Genomic DNA, 16,013 nt, shown 5'->3' with positions numbered 1-16,013 from the left:
TGCAGTTTATCCCGAGGAATTGCCAAAGGGCTAGGTGGATATTTTTGAGTTGTTACCGAGGAAATGTCTGATTTCCTCGAAGGGGGAGGAAAGAACTGCTGATGGTAGTGTCCGATGACGTTGATGTCGTCGCAGATAACGAGAGACTGTTGCAAAAGTCAACAGTCTCAACGAGAGAGGAGCCATCCGCCTAGGCGGATAGCTCCTCTCTTGAGTTGGGGGTGACGCTCTGCTACGTCACTGCCGTTGTGTTACTTTACTAGAGCGACGAACTCGGGTGTCTGGCTGAAGGCAGCGAACTCGAGGTCTCGCTGAGCACGCAGTGCGTAGCTGCGATCCTGAGCGATAGCTGAGCGGAGGTTGCTGACGAGCGCCTGCAGATCGTTGGTACGAGCTGCGACGACAGCCTTGAGGTATGCGGTCTCGCCATTGGGCTGTGCGACAGCAGCGAGAGTGCGTGTAGCATCTGCGTACTGACCCTGCATGATCTGAGCGATGGCTAGCGCGTTCGATGGCGTATTGCCAAAGGAGCGGATAGCGTCTGCATACTTACCCTCGTGCATCTGTAGGAATCCGATGCCCTGACCAGCCTCGGGCGCCTCTACGGCACTACCCATGAGGCGCTGAGCCTCTGCTAGGTCGCCACGGTCGAGAGCGAGGAGCGCTTCGTTCATATTAGAAGCAGCGTTGGGCTGGATCTTCTGAGCCTTTGCAAAGTAGTTAGCAGCCTGCTCGTAGTTGCCCTGAGCTAGGTAAAGTGTACCGATATTGTTGTAAGCACGGTAGTCCTTTGGATAGAGCTGTACAGCCTGCTGGTAAGCATTCATCTGATCCTTAGCATTGTCATAGAGCGTAGCGGTGTAGAGGATCTCCTCGATGGTGAGGCGACCTGGGCGCTGTGCCATAAACATCTTGAGCTCGTCATCGCTCTTGCCGATGATGCGTACATTGGCATTGAGACGTGAGCGACGTAGCTCGGGAAGGATCTCGTCGGCTAGCTGTGTGAAGACGTGTGAGAGGTTGCGTATCTCACGCTCACGATCCTCTGGATCGGGATACATAGAGAGGACGCGCAGGACTAGCTCCTTATCCTGTATGTTGCTAGCCTCAAGAAGCTTCTGGAATCCGTCCCAGTCCTCAGCGGTGTAGTGTGCGTTGACCTCGATCTTCTTCTTGCCCAGCTGGCGCGCTACAACACGAGAGGTGTTTTGCTCACGCTGTGCCGAGAGACGCTCATTGAAGTCCTGAGCACCATCGGGAGAGGCGTAGGCTTGGATCTCAATGTCTACCTCTTGGTTGGGTACCTGATAAGCGTTGTCGACGACATCTTTCCACTCCTTGACCTCACGCTTATTGAGCTCAGCCGCACGAACCTCAGCACGGTTGATGAGGAACTTGAGGTCGGCCGTGTACTGCTCCTTGATGACTCTCTGGAATGCGTCACGAGCCAGCGCTGGCGTGATATCGCTAATGCTAGCTAGGCCTGCAGTCATGATGGTACCACGAGCTACTTTGACAGCGGGGAGGTTGACCTTCTTGCCCTTGACTGTAGCGGTAAAGGTGAGGTAGAGGTCACTCTGCTCCATACCAGGCTTGTACTCAAAGGCAAAGGGTACGATGACGCTACCACCACGCTCGTAAGAGATGGACTGGTAGTTGTCTCGTACATTCTCTCCCTGTATGGAGACAGTCTGCCCCGTCACGCTGGTGCCGTTGTAGCGTAGCTCGGGGGTAATATTGACGATAGCACGCTTGTGGCACCACTTAGCAGGGATCGTCAGACGAACCTGTCCAGGGATCTGCGTCCCCACGAGTGTCAAGGGGTTGGGATCTACCTGAGCTGCAGAGCCATTGAGAGGCTTGAGTCTGCAAGCACACGAAGAGACCAAGACCGCAAGCAGTAAGGCGGTGGTGATCTTTAGTAAGTTTCTATAAGTCATAGTTTGATCTATATATAAAGGTAATTAATTCGTTTGTGAGTTTGTGGGGGCTTTCTTGCCTTTTCCCAAAGATCTGATGCGCCATACGATGGAGCCGATGAGCGCTAGAAGGATCAGGGCTAGTGCCGTAAAAGCAATGCTCTCGGTCACGGTTATGGAGCGTGGCTCAAAGGTGAGCGCGAGCTGGTAGTTGCCTGCAGGCAGTGAGACGGCTCGTAGCACGTAGTTAGCCCGTGCGATCGGTATCTCCTTGCCATCGATGGTGGCGTGCCAGCCGTGCGGGTAGTAGATATCTGAGAGGATGGCTATGCCAGGAGCCTCTGCCGATACGTTGTAGACCACCTGTCGTGGGGTGTACTTGGTGACGGTGATGCTACGCTGAGCGGTGCTGTCGGGTAGCATAAGAGGCTGCGGTAGCTCTTCGCCAAAGCGGAGATCGACGACACCGACATGACGCAGGTCTGCCGTGGTGAGAGCCTCCATCTCTTCATTGGCATTAGCGACCCAGCGAAGGCTGTCGACAAACCAAGCTGCTCCGAAGGCATCTGGATTGGTCACCGCCATAGGAGTGCGGGTCTCTGGGTTGGGGACGATGAAGTACTTCGTATTGAGCATATCGTAGACCTGCTTATTGCCCGTAGAGAGCTGGTAAGTGATCAGGTCTTGATAGCGTTGTAGCTTGGCCGCGTGATAACCGCCCACGCTGTGGTGCCAGCGAGAGGTGGTGGCATCGTTGAAGCTATTGACCGTCTGGTTGAAGACACGATAGCCGAGGCTTTTGTCCTGAAGGATCGTACGGTCAGCCTCCGTCATAGGAGCTGCTTGCTGCTGTACCAGTTGTGGGGCGATGAAGTCGTCATCGGCTAGGTAACGCTTGTCCACCTGCCATAGGTCTATGAGCGTCAGCCCGACGAGGATGCAGCAGAGCCACTGAGCTTTGAGATGGCCTTTGGCAAAGAGCCATAGGGGCACGATACTTAAGACGATGAAGAGCAAGCTGCGCCATATGTCTGCTCGGAAGATACCCATACGCATCGTCTCTAGCTGATTCTGTAGCGTTAAGTAGCGAGGATCTTGTGGGGCTAGCTCGGCAAACATGCTCTTCTCCTGCTGGGATAGGAAGCCAAAGAAGAGATCTGGCAGGAGAGCGAAGAGAAGTAAGAGTAGAACTGGTACTCCGCCTGCTATCCAGACGCTCTTGCTACGTAGGAGCTGAGGCTCCTTGATGAGCTGCACGAGAGCCAGTACGGCTAGTGTCGGGATCGTAAGCTCTGCGATGACAAGGATCGAGGAGACCGCCCGGAACTTGTCGTACATCGGCATCCAGTTGATGAAGAGATCCGTCAACGGCATGAAGTTTTTGCCCCACGCGAGCAGTATCGAGAGGATCGTAGCGATGAGCAGTCCCCACTTGATCGGTCCCTTGACGACGACACATCCGATGATGAAGAGGATACAGACGAAGGCGCCCACATAGACGGGACCCGAGGTAAAGGGTTGGTCACCCCAGTACGCATTCATCTGTCCCAGCATCTGCTGGTACTCGTAGGGAGCCTTGGCGAGTTGCTTGGCGTGTCCCTTAGCTAGAGGTTCGGTCGCACCGCCCTTTGTATTGGGTACGAGGAGCGTCCAGGTCTCACCGATGCCGTAGCTCCACTGGGTGATGTACTCTTTGGAGAGTCCCTTACTATTGACCTCAGCTTCCGCTTGTTCGGGAGCATGTGGCGGAGCGATCGTTAGCTCACTGCCACCTCGCATCGTTTCCTGAGCGTATTGGTAAGTGTGGTAGAGGTTTGTCCCATTGACTGCGATGGCGAGGAGACCTGCGAGGATGAGCACGCCCGTGGACTTGAGGAAGTCTACAACCTGCCGCTCTCTAATCGCCTGCACCAAGAAGGTGATGACCAGGACGCCCATGAGGAGCGCGAAGTAGTAGGTCATCTGCACGTGGTTTGCCAAGAGCTGCAGCGCCATAAAGAAGGCAAAGAGCGCGCCTCCCCAGAGGCGCTCGCCACGGTAGCACCAGACGAGTCCAGCGATCGTGGGGGGCACGAAGCAGAGTGCGGTCAGCTTCCAAATGTGCCCCGCATGAATGAGGATGATGAAGTAGCTTGACAAGGCCCACATCACTGCTCCTAGTACGGAGGGCAGGGGATCGACCTTGAGCGAGCGCATGAAGATGTAGAAGCCCACAAGTAGCGCAAAGATTAGCCACGGATAGCTGCCCAATATGCTCAGCGGCTTGCGGAGCGTCAGCACATCTTGCAAGTATTGCAACGGCTTGGTCGAGGGGTAGGAGGGACTGATCTGATACATCGGCATCCCGCCAAAGAGCGAGTTCGTCCAGTAGGAGGTTTCGTCACTAGCCTGCACGTCGGAGCCATTGCCCGAGACGCCCGCCACGTCCGCCTGAAAGAGCGTCCGCCCCTCAAAGTGCGCTGGCGTAAAGTAACCAAGCGCTACAATCAGGAAGAAACCAAAGATGAGCAGTATGCGCTGCCAAGGAATCTGTTTCATAAGATAACTCAGAGATAGAGTTTGAGGATTAAGCTTTGCACCGCTTGAAGCGCTGGCTGAGGTAGCCGATGCCATAGCCCGATAGCTGGACAAAAGAGGCTACGACAGCTCGCCAAGCGACCGCCATCGAGTGCGTGCGACAGAATGCGTCTGCAAAGATAGTCACAATAAAGAGTACATGGTAGAGCCAGAACCACGGGCACCACAGAGCCAGCAGTGTGACCAGTAGCGTCGTCACGACAAAGAGCGTGGGGAGTAAGTAGGTCAAGCGCATCGACCCTGGGTGTCTTCGTGAGAGCTCCACACGAGCCGTGCCTGAGTGCCACACCTGTCGGTAAAACTTTCGCAAGTCCACGCGGCGCTTGTGATAGAGCACCGCCTCGGGAAGGAGAGCGACCCGGCTGCCCGCCTCGTAGAGACGCATGCTAAAGTCGATATCCTCGCCATAGCGCATCGTCTCGTCGAAGCCTCCCAGAGATTCAAAGAGAGACTTGCGACAGCCCAGATTGAAGGTGCGAGGGTAGAACCGCTTCGTCAGTCGCTTGCTCCCGCCTCGTATGCCGCCCGTCGTGAGAGGCGAGGTCATCGCATAGTTGATCGCCCGCTGCCACATGCCGAAGGATCCATCCTGTAGCGACGGAGCCGCATCGGGTCCGCCCCATGCATCGCACTCGTCCGCAGCGATCGCCTGAGATACATTGTATAGGTAGTCAGGCGGGAGTACCACGTCCGAGTCGAGGATGATGACCCAGTCGCCCGTGGCGTGGCGCACCCCTATGTTGCGCGCCTTGGATGGACCCCCGTTGGGCACCACCTCATAGTGTATGCTCATCTGGTCACGATAGCGATCTACAACTGCGGCGCAAGGCACCGAGCTCCCATCCTCCACGATAACGACTTCGTAGGACGGGGGCGTCTGCTGCTGAGCGAGCGAGTGTAGTAGCTCCTCGACCTCGTCAGGACGGTTGTAGACAGGAATAATGAGCGAAAGCATTAGGGGCTAGTCTAGGTCAAAGCGTCTTACAGTACCTTCCACTCGGCACCGCCCTTGGTATCTTGTATCTCAAATCCCAGAGCGGTCAGTTTGTCTCGTATCAGGTCACTCGTCTCCCAGTCCTTGCTAGCCTTAGCCTTGGAGCGAATGTCTAGAAGTAGATCCACCGCTCCTGCGAAAGCCTCTTGCTGGCTACCACTCAGGTCGGAAGCCTCCGTAGCCGACTGCATACCGAGTATGTCGTGTAGGTAGAGGTCGTAGGCCTTGCGTAGCTCCTCCAGCTGCTCGCTCGCGATCTGCTCATGTCCGTCGTGGATCGAGTTAATGAGACGAGCCGCATCAAAGAGCGCAGCAATCACCATCGGCGTGTTGATATCGTCATCCATCGCCTCCTTGCAACGCTCCGCCAGATCAATCTTCTCAATCGTTGAGGTAGCCGAAGGCTTGAGCGACTGAAGCTTAGCGTCAGCGTCCATGAGGCGTTGGTACCCCTTCTCGGCAGCTTGCAGAGCGCTATTGCTAAAGTCCACTGTGCCACGGTAGTGCGCACTCAGGACAAAGAAGCGAATGGTCATCGGCGCGTAAGCTTGCTCGAGTGCTGGGTGATTGCCCGTGAAGAACTCCTCCAGGGTGATGAAGTTGCCCGCACTCTTCGCCATCTTCTTGCCATCCACCGTGATCATATTGTTGTGCATCCAGTACTTGACCATCGGCTCTCCTTGCGAAGCGACCGCCTGTGCGATCTCGCACTCGTGATGCGGGAAGGTCAAGTCCAGTCCACCGCCATGGATGTCGAAGTGAGCGCCTAGGTACTTACGTCCCATAGCGGTACACTCGCAGTGCCACCCGGGGAAACCCTCACTCCAAGGCGAAGGCCACCGCATGATGTGGCTAGGCTGCGCCTTCTTCCAAAGAGCGAAGTCCAGCGGGTTGTGCTTCTCGTCCTGCCCGTCCAGATCGCGTGTGTTGGATATCATGTCCTCCACATTGCGTCCGCTCAGGATGCCGTAAGGGTGGTCAGCATGGTACTTGAGTACGTCAAAGTAGACGCTCCCGTGGCTCACATAGGCGTAGCCCGCATCGAGGATCTGCTGTACCAACTGGATCTGCTCGATGATATGCCCCGAGGCAAGTGGCTCGATAGAAGGCGGCAGCACATTGAGCAGGCGCAGACTATCGTGGTAGCGGGTGAGGTAGTAGTAAGCCACCTCCATCGGCTCAAGCTGCTCGAGCTTAGCCTTCTTAGCTATCTTGTCCTCGCCATCATCTGCATCATGCTCTAGGTGCCCCACGTCGGTCACATTGCGTACGTAGCGCACCTTGTAGCCGAGGTGCTTGAGGTAGCGGAAGAGTATGTCAAACGTAATCGCCGAGCGAGCGTGCCCTAGATGCGGATCCCCGTAAACGGTCGGTCCGCAAACGTAGAGCCCCACATGTGGCGGGGCAATTGGCTCAAAGGGCACTTTAGCCCTCTCCAGCGTGTTGTAGATGTATAGTTGGCTCATAGGTCTTTTTATAGTCCAAAGGTCATAGCACGGTGTACATACACCAAAGCTTTCGCAAAGATAAGGATTTTAGAGATACCGTGTCTCGGACGTAGGGCTTAACTTTCAAAAGCTGTTGCCCACAGTCTGAACGTAGGTGAGGTGGTAGGGTGCAGTCGTGATGCTACGAAGGAGGTGGCCCGTGAGAAGGGTAGGGTGGTCGTCCCCCTCGTCGGCATAGACGGTGTAGCGGGCGAAGGATTCGCTCTCCACGCCACAAGAGCGAGAAGCTTCGGGCAGAGAGACGATATAGTTGGTCGCTAGGTGGCGCTTGACCTGTAGCGGGTAAGCTTTGTAGGCTGCTTCCTTGAGCCCCCACACGGTGTAGAGCCATTCGTCCGCTTCGCTTGTCGTAAGATGACGATAGTAAGCCAGCTCGGTCGGAGACATGAATCTCGGAGCGACTTGTGGCAACTTATCACTAGCCACCTGAATATCGACGCCTACACCGTGTGGCCCCTCACTGAGGACGAGAGCCACGTAGCTCCCGCTGTGGGATATGGAGATACGGTAGTCGTGGTCAGGCGAGACAAGGCGGGGGGCGCCAGAGGGGAGGTGCGTCAGTCGCCAGACCGACTCCCTAGGAGCGATCTCGTCAAGTAGCTGCTGCGTTAGTGAGCGGTAGGTAGATAGGCTAGGCGCGATGCTGGGTGGTAGCTCAGCAATGTAGAGTGTGTCCCCCAGCGGGAGGGGTAGCTGTGAGTAGTTCACGACTGAGACTCTGTCTGACTATCGGTCTGTGTGTCAGTCTGCTCCTTAGGATGCAGGCGCATCTTGAGCTGCATGATACGGTGGCGCTCCATGCGCGTCACGATGAAGTCGATGTCCGAGATAGTTACCTGCTGACCCACCTGAGGGATCTCCTGTAGTACCTCTAGGAATAAACCTCCGACCGTATCAACCTCCTCGTAGTGTGGAGCAAAGTACTCTGGCTCTACATCTAGTAGCTTGCAGAGATCGATTAGCGACATACCACCATCGATCAGATAAACTCCCTCGGCGAGTCGTACATAGGGTGGATCCTCGTCATCGTACTCATCGACGATCTCTCCGACGATCTCCTCGAGGATGTCCTCCAGCGTGATCAGTCCCGAGGTCCCGCCGAACTCATCAATCACGATCGCCATATGGATACGCTCCTGCTGTAGCTCTTCCAGTAGGGTGTCGATCTTCTTATTCTCAGGTACGAAGTAAGCTTGTCGGATGATCTTTTGCCAGGGGAAGGTGTCCTCCTCGTGCATGTGAGGGAGTAGATCCTTCACATAGAGCACTCCTCGGATCGTATCCTGCGACCCATCGTAGACCGGCAGTCGAGAGTAACCCGTGTCGACCGCGAAGCTCAGCGTCTGATGATAAGCCCAGTGGTAGTTGATACCGACCATATCGACGCGTGGCACCATGATCTCATCGGCCGTCTTGTGGTAAAACTTGACAATCTCATGGATCATCTCCGTCTCCTTATTGTCTCCGTTTGCCGTCAGCGCCACAGCCTCCGAGAGATCGTCTACAGAGAGTTCAGGCCCCCGTTTAGCCTTAGAGCCGAGGAGCTTAGAGGTTTTGATCAAGCCCTTGGAGCACCAAGCGATTCCCTTGTAGAGACCGGACACGGCTGGAGCCGTCATCCGTATGAAGGAGAGCGGGTGTCGCTGAGCATAGATCTTTGGGATAATCTCGCCAAAGAGTAAGAGTAGAAAGGTGATGAGGATCGTCTGGATGATAAAGCCTGCAACAAGATTTGCCGAGAAGTCCCAATGCTCCCCCACAAACCACGCACAGAGGATCGTGATCCCCACGTTGACCGCATTATTGCCGATCAGGATGGTCGCCAGTAGTTGCTCCGAGTGCGATAGGAGTTGGAGTAGTCGTGGGTCGTTGGGGTGCTCCTGCTCTTTGATCTGCTGCACCTCTTTCGGAGTAAGAGAGAAGAAGGCCACCTCATTGCTCGACATGAAGGCGGAGCAAAGCAGTAGGAAGAGGATGATCAGAAGCGGTATAGCGTCTATCCAAACGATAGGATTGCTGTACACGATTCCTCCGAAAAGGCTTAATAAGAAGGCATCACCCATTGTTACTACGGTTGTGACTTATGCTGTTGCCACCCTAGCTGGTTGCGTCACTAAGGTCAGACGGCGATACTGATTGCTCGGTAGCAGGACGAGGCGAGCTGCTCTCCTGGCCACGGCTCTGCTTAGGACGATCCACAAAGGTGACCTTGTCCGCCCATATCTCCGTACGTGCCTGCGCTTTCCCCTGTCGATCTGTATAGCTGTTGTAGCGTATCTCGCCTTCCACGAGGAGGTGCGACCCCTTGCGCACCCAGCGCTCGACAAACTGTGCCAGCGTACCGAAGATCACCACCGTGTGCCACTCCGTACGATCTGGTATCTGCGTACCATCACGCTTCGTATAGCCTGGCACAGAGGTCGCTAAGCGTAGCGACGCCTGACAGGTGCCCCGACGCGAATAGTGTACGCTGGGGTCTGCACCTACGAAGCCTATCAGGATCGCCTTGTTGTAGTACATAGAGCTGGTGAGTAAGTTACTAGGGGTGACCTTATATACGAACGAAAGGGACTTGTCTTACGTATGGGCAAGGCAAGCCCTCGACAGATAGCCAAGGGGCTGGATACAAGGCCAGAGCCAGTGCTCCAGAGGGCACTTGGGTAGGATTACTCTTTGATAGTTGTGATGCGCTTATTGAGGAAGATGTGTAGGAGGAATCCAGCAATCATCACGATACAACCGATCAGATTGAACATATTCCCCCCCTTGTCCATCAGAGCGGGGACGATGAGTATGAGCGCCCCGACGAGGACTACCAGACTACCTATAGGGTTGAAACCTTTCATATACTTATGATTACTATCTAAGGTGATACTTGACAAAGGAGGGTGGGCATGTATCCACTCATAGGGACAACGCACCCTCGTGCCACAAAGGTAATACAAAATCAAGAGATAGCGCACGTCGAGACTTTCGCTTAATTCTGCAAATCGGGCTATCCGATCTGCGGAATCGTTCATTCCACCCGCTAATGCAATTCCTCTCGAAGAGGGTTGCCATATAGAGACTGTTGCAAAAGTCAACAGTCTCACAATCTTGCTTGCAAGATTGTCTAGACTTTGCAGAAAGGATGAAGCGCAAGGCGCTGAGGGTGAGGTCTGAAGGGAGCATACCTCCGTATGTGACCGAAGCCGAATCCCTAAAGCAACACAGCGATTCGCCTTTATGCAACAGTCTCATATAGGTCGGTGGACGTCCCGAGAGCCTGACACAATGAGTGCTGGAGATCGTGGAAAATGAAGGATTTTTTAGCGTGTTCGTGTGAAAAGCGTGGAGCCGTGTATTTCTATTTTGTACCTTTGCGACTGGATTATCTCAATCATTCTAGTATAGACATGAAGAAACTCTTACTTATATCCAACTCGGCATCTCAGGGCCAGCCTTATCTAGGCTATGCTGCTGAGGAGATTGGTCGCTTCCTAGGTCCAGTGGCTCAGGATGTACTCTTCGTCCCTTATGCTGCTATCACCTATAGCTGGGATGAGTATGTAGCTAAGGTCAATAATGCGCTGGGTGGCGTTGGTGTCAATGTCACGGGTCTGCACACTTACGATAAACCGCTACAGGCCATTGCCTCTGCTCAGGCTATTATGGTGGGCGGTGGCAATACATGGGCACTCCTCAAGCAGCTACAAGATATGGGCGCTATGAAGCTGATCCGTGAGCGCGTCCTCGAGGATGGCATCCCCTATGTAGGCTGGAGCGCTGGGTCGAACCTCGCCTGCCCGACGATCATGACGACAAACGATATGCCTATCTGCAATCCTGATACGACGCAGGCACTGGGGCTTATCTCCTTCCAGATCAATCCACACTACCTCGATGCGCATCCTGAGGGTCATGGTGGCGAGACGCGTGAGCAGCGTATCCGTGAGTTTGTCAAGTACAATCCTAACTGCGACGTACTCGGTCTGCGAGAGGGTAGCATGCTCCATATCACGGGTGACAAGATCACGCTGTGGGGGGAGCGTACGGCTAGGCTCTTTAACTATCCGACCTTCTACGACAATCCACTAGAGATAGAGCCTGGAGTCCTCGCATACAGCGAGAAAAAGTAACTTACGTAACCTAAGGTATGAAGGATATCCCAAGCTTTACCATAGATCACGAGCGCCTCAAGCGTGGTGTCTATGTCTCTCGTCGTGACCTCGTGGGTGATCAGGTGGTGACCACCTTTGACATACGTATGAAGGCACCGAATCGTGAGCCTGTGCTTGACCTGAGTGCTCTGCATACGATAGAGCATCTCGTGGCGACCTATCTGCGCAATGATCCCGAGTGGGGGAGTCGTATTATCTACTGGGGACCGATGGGCTGCTTGACGGGCAACTACCTTATTATAGTAGGAGACCTCAATCCGCTAGATATAGCAGACCTGCTCCGTCGTGCCTTTGACTTTGTGGCACACTACGAGGGCGCTGTGCCTGGCGTGGCTCCTCGTGACTGTGGCAACTACAAGCTACACAACCTAGAGCTGGCGCGTGAGGAATCTAGACGCTACCTAGAGGAGGTGCTAGAGCATCTGGACGATACGAACACGCACTATCCTCAATAGCAGAAGCGGGGGCACGCTCTTCTCATAGAGTGGTCCCTCTCTACACACATTTAACAACGAACGATCGAATGAAACCTACACTAGTCATCATGGCTGCTGGTATGGGCAGTCGCTATGGCGGACTTAAGCAGCTAGACAAGCTGGGACCTGCGGGAGAAAGTATTATGGATTACTCCGTCTTTGATGCGATCCGAGCAGGCTTTGGCAAGGTGATCTTTGTCATTCGCCACGCCTTTGCGGAGCAATTCAAAGAGCAGGTGCTACAGAAGTATCAGAAAGCTATCGACACGGCTGTCGTCTACCAAGAGATAGACTCACTGCCCGCGGGCTTTACGGCTCCTGCCGAGCGCACCAAGCCGTGGGGTACTAACCATGCGCTGATGATGGCGGCACCTGAGATTGACGGCCCCTTTGCAGTGATCAATGCAGACGACTTTTACGGTCGTGAGGCCTTTCAGACGATGAGTGACTACCTCTCTCAGCTACCCTCAGACAGCCGAGGCGCCTACTGTATGGTCGCTTACGATATAGAGAGCACGCTCACCGCTGAGGGGAGCGTGAGCCGTGGCGTATGCAAGGCATCGCCCGAGGGCTACCTCATGCACATCACCGAGCACAAGAACATCCACGAGAATGAGAGCCACGAGATAGTCAGCATGCATGACGGCAAGAAGCTCTCCATAGCACGTGGCACGCTTGTATCGATGAATCTTTGGGGCTTTACGCCTGACTACTTAGAGTACTCTGAGAGACTCTTTGCAGACTTCCTCAAGGAGCATGGCAACGAGCCTACGTCTGAGTTTTTTATTCCGACAGTCGTTGACACGCTGATCCGTCAGGGACTGGCTCAGGTGCAGGTCTTAAGTACCGATGCCCGCTGGTTTGGCGCGACTTATGCCTCTGACCGTGAGATGGTCATAGAGCATCTAGCCAAGCTGACTGAGGCGGGAGAGTATCCCTCTCCACTCCTCTAAAGTAGACTCTCTCTCAACCTATGAATCATTTTGAAATCGAACAATCAAATATGAACAATCGCAAACTACTAGTTGCTGCTCTATGCGCAGTATCTATCTCGTTCTCTGCTTGCAATAAGAAGCAGGGTGCGCAGACCAACGAAGAGATCGTCCCAGCTATCAACCTAGCTGATCTGGACACGCTCGTGCGTCCACAGGATGACTTCTACCACTATGCCAATGGTGGCTGGATCAAGGCTAATCCGCTCAAGCCAGCTTATAGTCGCTTCGGAACTTTTGATGTCCTTAGTGATCGCTCACTAGAGCAGGTTCATGGCATCGTCGATGAGCTAGCTAAGGGTAGCTACGAGGCAGGTACCAATGAGTATCGTGTCTCTGTACTATATAAGCAGGCTATCGACAGTGTCAAGCGCAACGAGCTGGGCGCTCAGCCGATCCTTGACGAGCTAAAGTCTATCGAGGCAATTGACTCTAAGGAGGCGCTCGTAGACTTCGCCGCTCAGCAGGACAACAAGGGTGATGATACCTTCTTTGGCACCTACGTCATGGCGGATGCTGAGAATAGCGACATGAATATCTTCAACCTCAATCAGACCAGTCTGGCTCTGGGCAACAAAGAGTACTACACAGACCCAAAGAATGGCGAGATCATCAAGGCTTACAACCAGTACATCGAGCGTATTGCTCAGCTAGCTGGCTACTCTGCCGAGGAGGCGCAGCGCATTGCGAAAAACAATATCGCCGTCAGCAACGTACTCGCTGACATGTGCTACTCGCAGACGGAGCTACGTGATGTGACTCGTAACTTCAACAAGGTTCAGGTCAAGAAGTTTGTCGCCGATAACCCTGGTTTCGACTGGGCTCGCTACATCGAGGGCCGCAAGCTTCAGAGTCTAGAGTCTTGGAATGGCGGTCAGCTAGACTTCTTCAAGAAATTTAGCAAGTGGTTCCCCACGGCAGACCTACAGGCACTCAAGGATTATCTTCTAGCACAGACTATTGATAGCTACGCAGGCTATCTCTCGGACGACTTTGTACAGGCTAGCTTCGACTTCTACTCCACCACACTCTCTGGTACCAAGGAGATGCACCCACGCTGGCGTCGTGCGGTCAACCTACTTAACGGCACCCTCGGCGAGGCTCTCGGTGAGATCTACGTCAAGAAGTACTTCCCCGCAGAGGCTAAGGAGCGTATGAAGACGATGATTAGCAATCTCCAGTCTGCGCTCAAGGATCGCATCTCTCAGCTCGAGTGGATGTCTGAAGATACGAAGCAGAAGGCTATCGAGAAGCTCTCTAACTTCACGGTCAAGATTGGCTACCCTGACAAGTGGAAGGACTACTCTAAGCTCAACATCTCTGAGGACAAGAGCTTTGTGGAGAACATTCGCAGTGCCCACCAGTTTGAGCATGACTTCAATATGTCTGAGCTGGGTCAGCCTGTCGATCGCTCTCGCTGGCTCATGAATCCTCAGGAGGTCAACGCTTACTATATGCCTTCGACGAATGAGATTTGCTTCCCTGCTGGTATCCTACAGCCTCCGTTCTTCAACATCAATGCTGATGATGCTGTCAACTATGGTGCTATCGGTGTGGTCATCGGTCATGAGATGACGCACGGATTTGACGATCAGGGTAGTGAGTATGATGCTGCCGGCAACATGAACAACTGGTGGACTGAGGCTGACAAGAAGAACTTCAAGACTTCTACGGAGCGCCTCGCACAGCAGTATAGCAAGATCAAGGTCAATGACCACCTCAATGCTGATGGTCATCTGACGCTCGGTGAGAATATTGCTGACCAGGGTGGTCTCCTAGTCTCTTACCTAGCACTCCAGAAGCAGCTCGAGGGCAAGAAGGTTGACAAGATCGACGGCTTCACGCCTGCACAGCGATTCTTCATCGGTTACGCTCGTGTATGGGGACAAAACATCACCCCCGAGGAGGAGGTCCGTCTGACCAAGATCGATCCACACAGCTTGGGTATCAACCGTGTCAATCAGGCACTGAAGAATATTGATGCCTTCTATGAGGCGTTCAACGTTCAACCTGGAGACCCCATGTACATTGCTCCCGAGGAGCGTGTCTTGGTTTGGTAATATAGACCCTACATCAACTTGTAGCGGCGCTCTCGTAGAGACTAACTAGACTCTATGGGAGCGCCGCTTCCTTTTTATCTGAAAATGACTACCTCTCTGTTTGTACGCTTGCGCTGGCCAATGATACTCTTCCTACTACTCGGAGGTATGCTCCACTTAGTAGCACAGCAGAGGCTGACCTTCGTATCATACAATGTGGAGAACCTCTTTGACACCATCCCCAGCACCCGCTGGGATGATCGTGAGTACCTCCCCACGGCTCGCAAAGGGTGGACGGCACCACGCATGAAGCTCAAGTGTCGTCAGCTAGCTGAGGTGATCTCTCATGTGACTGCATGGGACATCCCCGCTCTCATAGCCCTACAAGAGGTCGAGAGCGTGGAGGCACTGGAGCAACTAGCGCATCACACGCTCCTGCGCAGTGCCAACTACAAGACTATCTGTGCTACAGGCTCCGACCGTCGTGGATCTCACGTGGCTCTGCTCTATGATGCAGACCGCTTTGCCCTAGAGCAGACCGAGGAGTGGCCTCTACGGATCACGCCCGACAGCGTCTACCCGACACGCAATCTACTTGTCGTCTCGGGTCGCCTTCCCTCCGCCGCACGTCTCTCGCTCATCGTATGCCACCTGCCATCACGCAGAGGAGGCGCTACGGCAGAGGAGGCGCGTGCCACGCTGATCAAGATGCTCCGCATGCGTACCGACAGCCTGCTAATGGCTGATCCAGAGCAAAGCATCCTCGTCATGGGCGACTTCAACGCTACCCCTGAGGACGGCTTGACAGACAGTTGGGCTTTGCCCTACGCAGCGTATCGATCTCAGGCAGACTCGCTAGCTATGGTAGATCTCACGCCACCATTCACCGATGAGCAACTAAAGACGATGCCCCCAGGGAGCTACTACTATCGAGGTTACTGGGAGCGCATCGATCGTCTCTTCGTCTCTCGCTCGCTACTCACCGAGAGCCGCTATCCGCACATAGAGCTAGAGACAGTACGCATAGCGCTGCCCCCTCAGCAGTATATGCACGAGACGCCAGCACCGTGGGGGCGTCCTCGACGAACGTACGGTGGGGACAGTTACCTCGGTGGCCCCAGTGACCACCTCCCGCTCGTCGGCACGCTCCTCTACTGACGCCCTACGTCCTCTCTAGCATGCACGCAATTTAGGTCAGAAGGGAGGACTGATGCATTACAGCCAGCCGTCTAGGAGCTGCACATGTCGATAACTAGAGATACACGGTTCGAGTATCGATGCCGAGTGGATACGGATCCCCTCTGCTTACACCTTCCTCCCGAAGAATGGAATTCCTACCTAGGAATTT

At 54.3% G+C, this 16,013-nt stretch carries 13 protein-coding genes; 5 read left to right on the top strand and 8 right to left on the bottom strand.

The genetic code is table 11. The features are described from left to right. Positions 1-251 precede the first annotated feature (251 nt). From L215_RS0104125 to L215_RS0104090, 8 genes are all read right to left on the bottom strand, one after another. Complete coding sequence (locus L215_RS0104125) at positions 252-1,940, bottom strand: tetratricopeptide repeat protein (RefSeq protein ID WP_025884220.1); 1,689 nt, start codon at positions 1,938-1,940, stop codon at positions 252-254. A 24-nt stretch (positions 1,941-1,964) separates the two neighbouring features. Further along, the gene (locus L215_RS0104120; RefSeq protein ID WP_025884221.1) at positions 1,965-4,457 is read right to left on the bottom strand and encodes a YfhO family protein; all 2,493 of its coding nucleotides are present in this window, start codon (positions 4,455-4,457) and stop codon (positions 1,965-1,967) included. A 28-nt stretch (positions 4,458-4,485) separates the two neighbouring features. Next, positions 4,486-5,451, bottom strand: a complete 966-nt coding sequence (locus L215_RS0104115) for a glycosyltransferase (protein ID WP_025884222.1) — start codon at positions 5,449-5,451, stop codon at positions 4,486-4,488. 26 nt (positions 5,452-5,477) lie between these two features. Further along, positions 5,478-6,956, bottom strand: a complete 1,479-nt coding sequence (gene cysS, locus L215_RS0104110; RefSeq protein WP_044111740.1) for a cysteine--tRNA ligase — start codon at positions 6,954-6,956, stop codon at positions 5,478-5,480. Between the two features lie 105 nt (positions 6,957-7,061). Then, positions 7,062-7,706, bottom strand: a complete 645-nt coding sequence (locus L215_RS0104105; protein WP_027451383.1) for a 4'-phosphopantetheinyl transferase family protein — start codon at positions 7,704-7,706, stop codon at positions 7,062-7,064. Next, a complete protein-coding gene (locus L215_RS0104100) occupies positions 7,703-9,061 on the bottom strand; it encodes a hemolysin family protein (protein ID WP_025884223.1) in 1,359 nt (452 codons plus the stop codon). The genes L215_RS0104105 and L215_RS0104100 overlap by 4 nt, the downstream gene beginning before the upstream one ends. Positions 9,062-9,095: 34 nt before the next feature. Continuing rightward, on the bottom strand, positions 9,096-9,518 hold the full coding sequence (locus tag L215_RS09290; protein ID WP_044111738.1) for a single-stranded DNA-binding protein: 423 nt from the start codon (positions 9,516-9,518) through the stop codon (positions 9,096-9,098). A gap of 146 nt (positions 9,519-9,664) precedes the next feature. Then, positions 9,665-9,844 carry a hypothetical protein gene (locus tag L215_RS0104090; protein WP_007365336.1) on the bottom strand — a complete coding sequence of 60 codons (180 nt, stop codon included), beginning with the start codon at positions 9,842-9,844 and terminating at the stop codon, positions 9,665-9,667. Between the two features lie 549 nt (positions 9,845-10,393). Between L215_RS0104090 and pepE the strand changes: the two genes are divergently transcribed. The 5 genes from pepE to L215_RS0104065 all read left to right on the top strand — a co-directional run bounded on the left by pepE (position 10,394) and on the right by L215_RS0104065 (position 15,823). Further along, complete coding sequence (gene pepE, locus L215_RS0104085; RefSeq protein WP_025884355.1) at positions 10,394-11,116, top strand: dipeptidase PepE; 723 nt, start codon at positions 10,394-10,396, stop codon at positions 11,114-11,116. Between the two features lie 17 nt (positions 11,117-11,133). Then, on the top strand, positions 11,134-11,613 hold the full coding sequence (locus tag L215_RS0104080; RefSeq protein WP_025884360.1) for an S-ribosylhomocysteine lyase: 480 nt from the start codon (positions 11,134-11,136) through the stop codon (positions 11,611-11,613). A 68-nt stretch (positions 11,614-11,681) separates the two neighbouring features. Continuing rightward, positions 11,682-12,587, top strand: a complete 906-nt coding sequence (locus L215_RS0104075) for a sugar phosphate nucleotidyltransferase (protein ID WP_025884361.1) — start codon at positions 11,682-11,684, stop codon at positions 12,585-12,587. Positions 12,588-12,637: 50 nt separating this feature from the next. Further along, positions 12,638-14,686 carry a M13 family metallopeptidase gene (locus L215_RS0104070; protein WP_025884363.1) on the top strand — a complete coding sequence of 683 codons (2,049 nt, stop codon included), beginning with the start codon at positions 12,638-12,640 and terminating at the stop codon, positions 14,684-14,686. A 120-nt stretch (positions 14,687-14,806) separates the two neighbouring features. Beyond that, on the top strand, positions 14,807-15,823 hold the full coding sequence (locus tag L215_RS0104065; RefSeq protein ID WP_238296707.1) for an endonuclease/exonuclease/phosphatase family protein: 1,017 nt from the start codon (positions 14,807-14,809) through the stop codon (positions 15,821-15,823). Positions 15,824-16,013 lie beyond the last annotated feature (190 nt).

The organism is Porphyromonas uenonis DSM 23387 = JCM 13868, from assembly GCF_000482365.1.
In the GTDB taxonomy this organism is placed as follows: Bacteria; Bacteroidota; Bacteroidia; order Bacteroidales; family Porphyromonadaceae; genus Porphyromonas; species Porphyromonas uenonis.
The sequence above is the reverse complement of the archived record's forward strand: the minus strand, read 5'-3'. Positions and strand labels throughout refer to the sequence as shown.

What these genes read in the sequence shown, in the direction of transcription:
- L215_RS0104125 (WP_025884220.1), bottom strand. Translation starts at nt 1,940, where the DNA reads ATGACTTATAGAAACTTACTAAAGATCACCACCGCCTTACTGCTTGCG.
- L215_RS0104120 (WP_025884221.1), bottom strand. Translation starts at nt 4,457, where the DNA reads ATGAAACAGATTCCTTGGCAGCGCATACTGCTCATCTTTGGTTTCTTC.
- L215_RS0104115 (WP_025884222.1), bottom strand. Translation starts at nt 5,451, where the DNA reads ATGCTTTCGCTCATTATTCCTGTCTACAACCGTCCTGACGAGGTCGAG.
- cysS (WP_044111740.1), bottom strand. Translation starts at nt 6,956, where the DNA reads ATGAGCCAACTATACATCTACAACACGCTGGAGAGGGCTAAAGTGCCC.
- L215_RS0104100 (WP_025884223.1), bottom strand. Translation starts at nt 9,061, where the DNA reads ATGGGTGATGCCTTCTTATTAAGCCTTTTCGGAGGAATCGTGTACAGC.
- L215_RS09290 (WP_044111738.1), bottom strand. Translation starts at nt 9,518, where the DNA reads ATGTACTACAACAAGGCGATCCTGATAGGCTTCGTAGGTGCAGACCCC.
- L215_RS0104090 (WP_007365336.1), bottom strand. Translation starts at nt 9,844, where the DNA reads ATGAAAGGTTTCAACCCTATAGGTAGTCTGGTAGTCCTCGTCGGGGCG.
- pepE (WP_025884355.1), top strand. Translation starts at nt 10,394, where the DNA reads ATGAAGAAACTCTTACTTATATCCAACTCGGCATCTCAGGGCCAGCCT.
- L215_RS0104080 (WP_025884360.1), top strand. Translation starts at nt 11,134, where the DNA reads ATGAAGGATATCCCAAGCTTTACCATAGATCACGAGCGCCTCAAGCGT.
- L215_RS0104075 (WP_025884361.1), top strand. Translation starts at nt 11,682, where the DNA reads ATGAAACCTACACTAGTCATCATGGCTGCTGGTATGGGCAGTCGCTAT.
- L215_RS0104070 (WP_025884363.1), top strand. Translation starts at nt 12,638, where the DNA reads ATGAACAATCGCAAACTACTAGTTGCTGCTCTATGCGCAGTATCTATC.
- L215_RS0104065 (WP_238296707.1), top strand. Translation starts at nt 14,807, where the DNA reads ATGATACTCTTCCTACTACTCGGAGGTATGCTCCACTTAGTAGCACAG.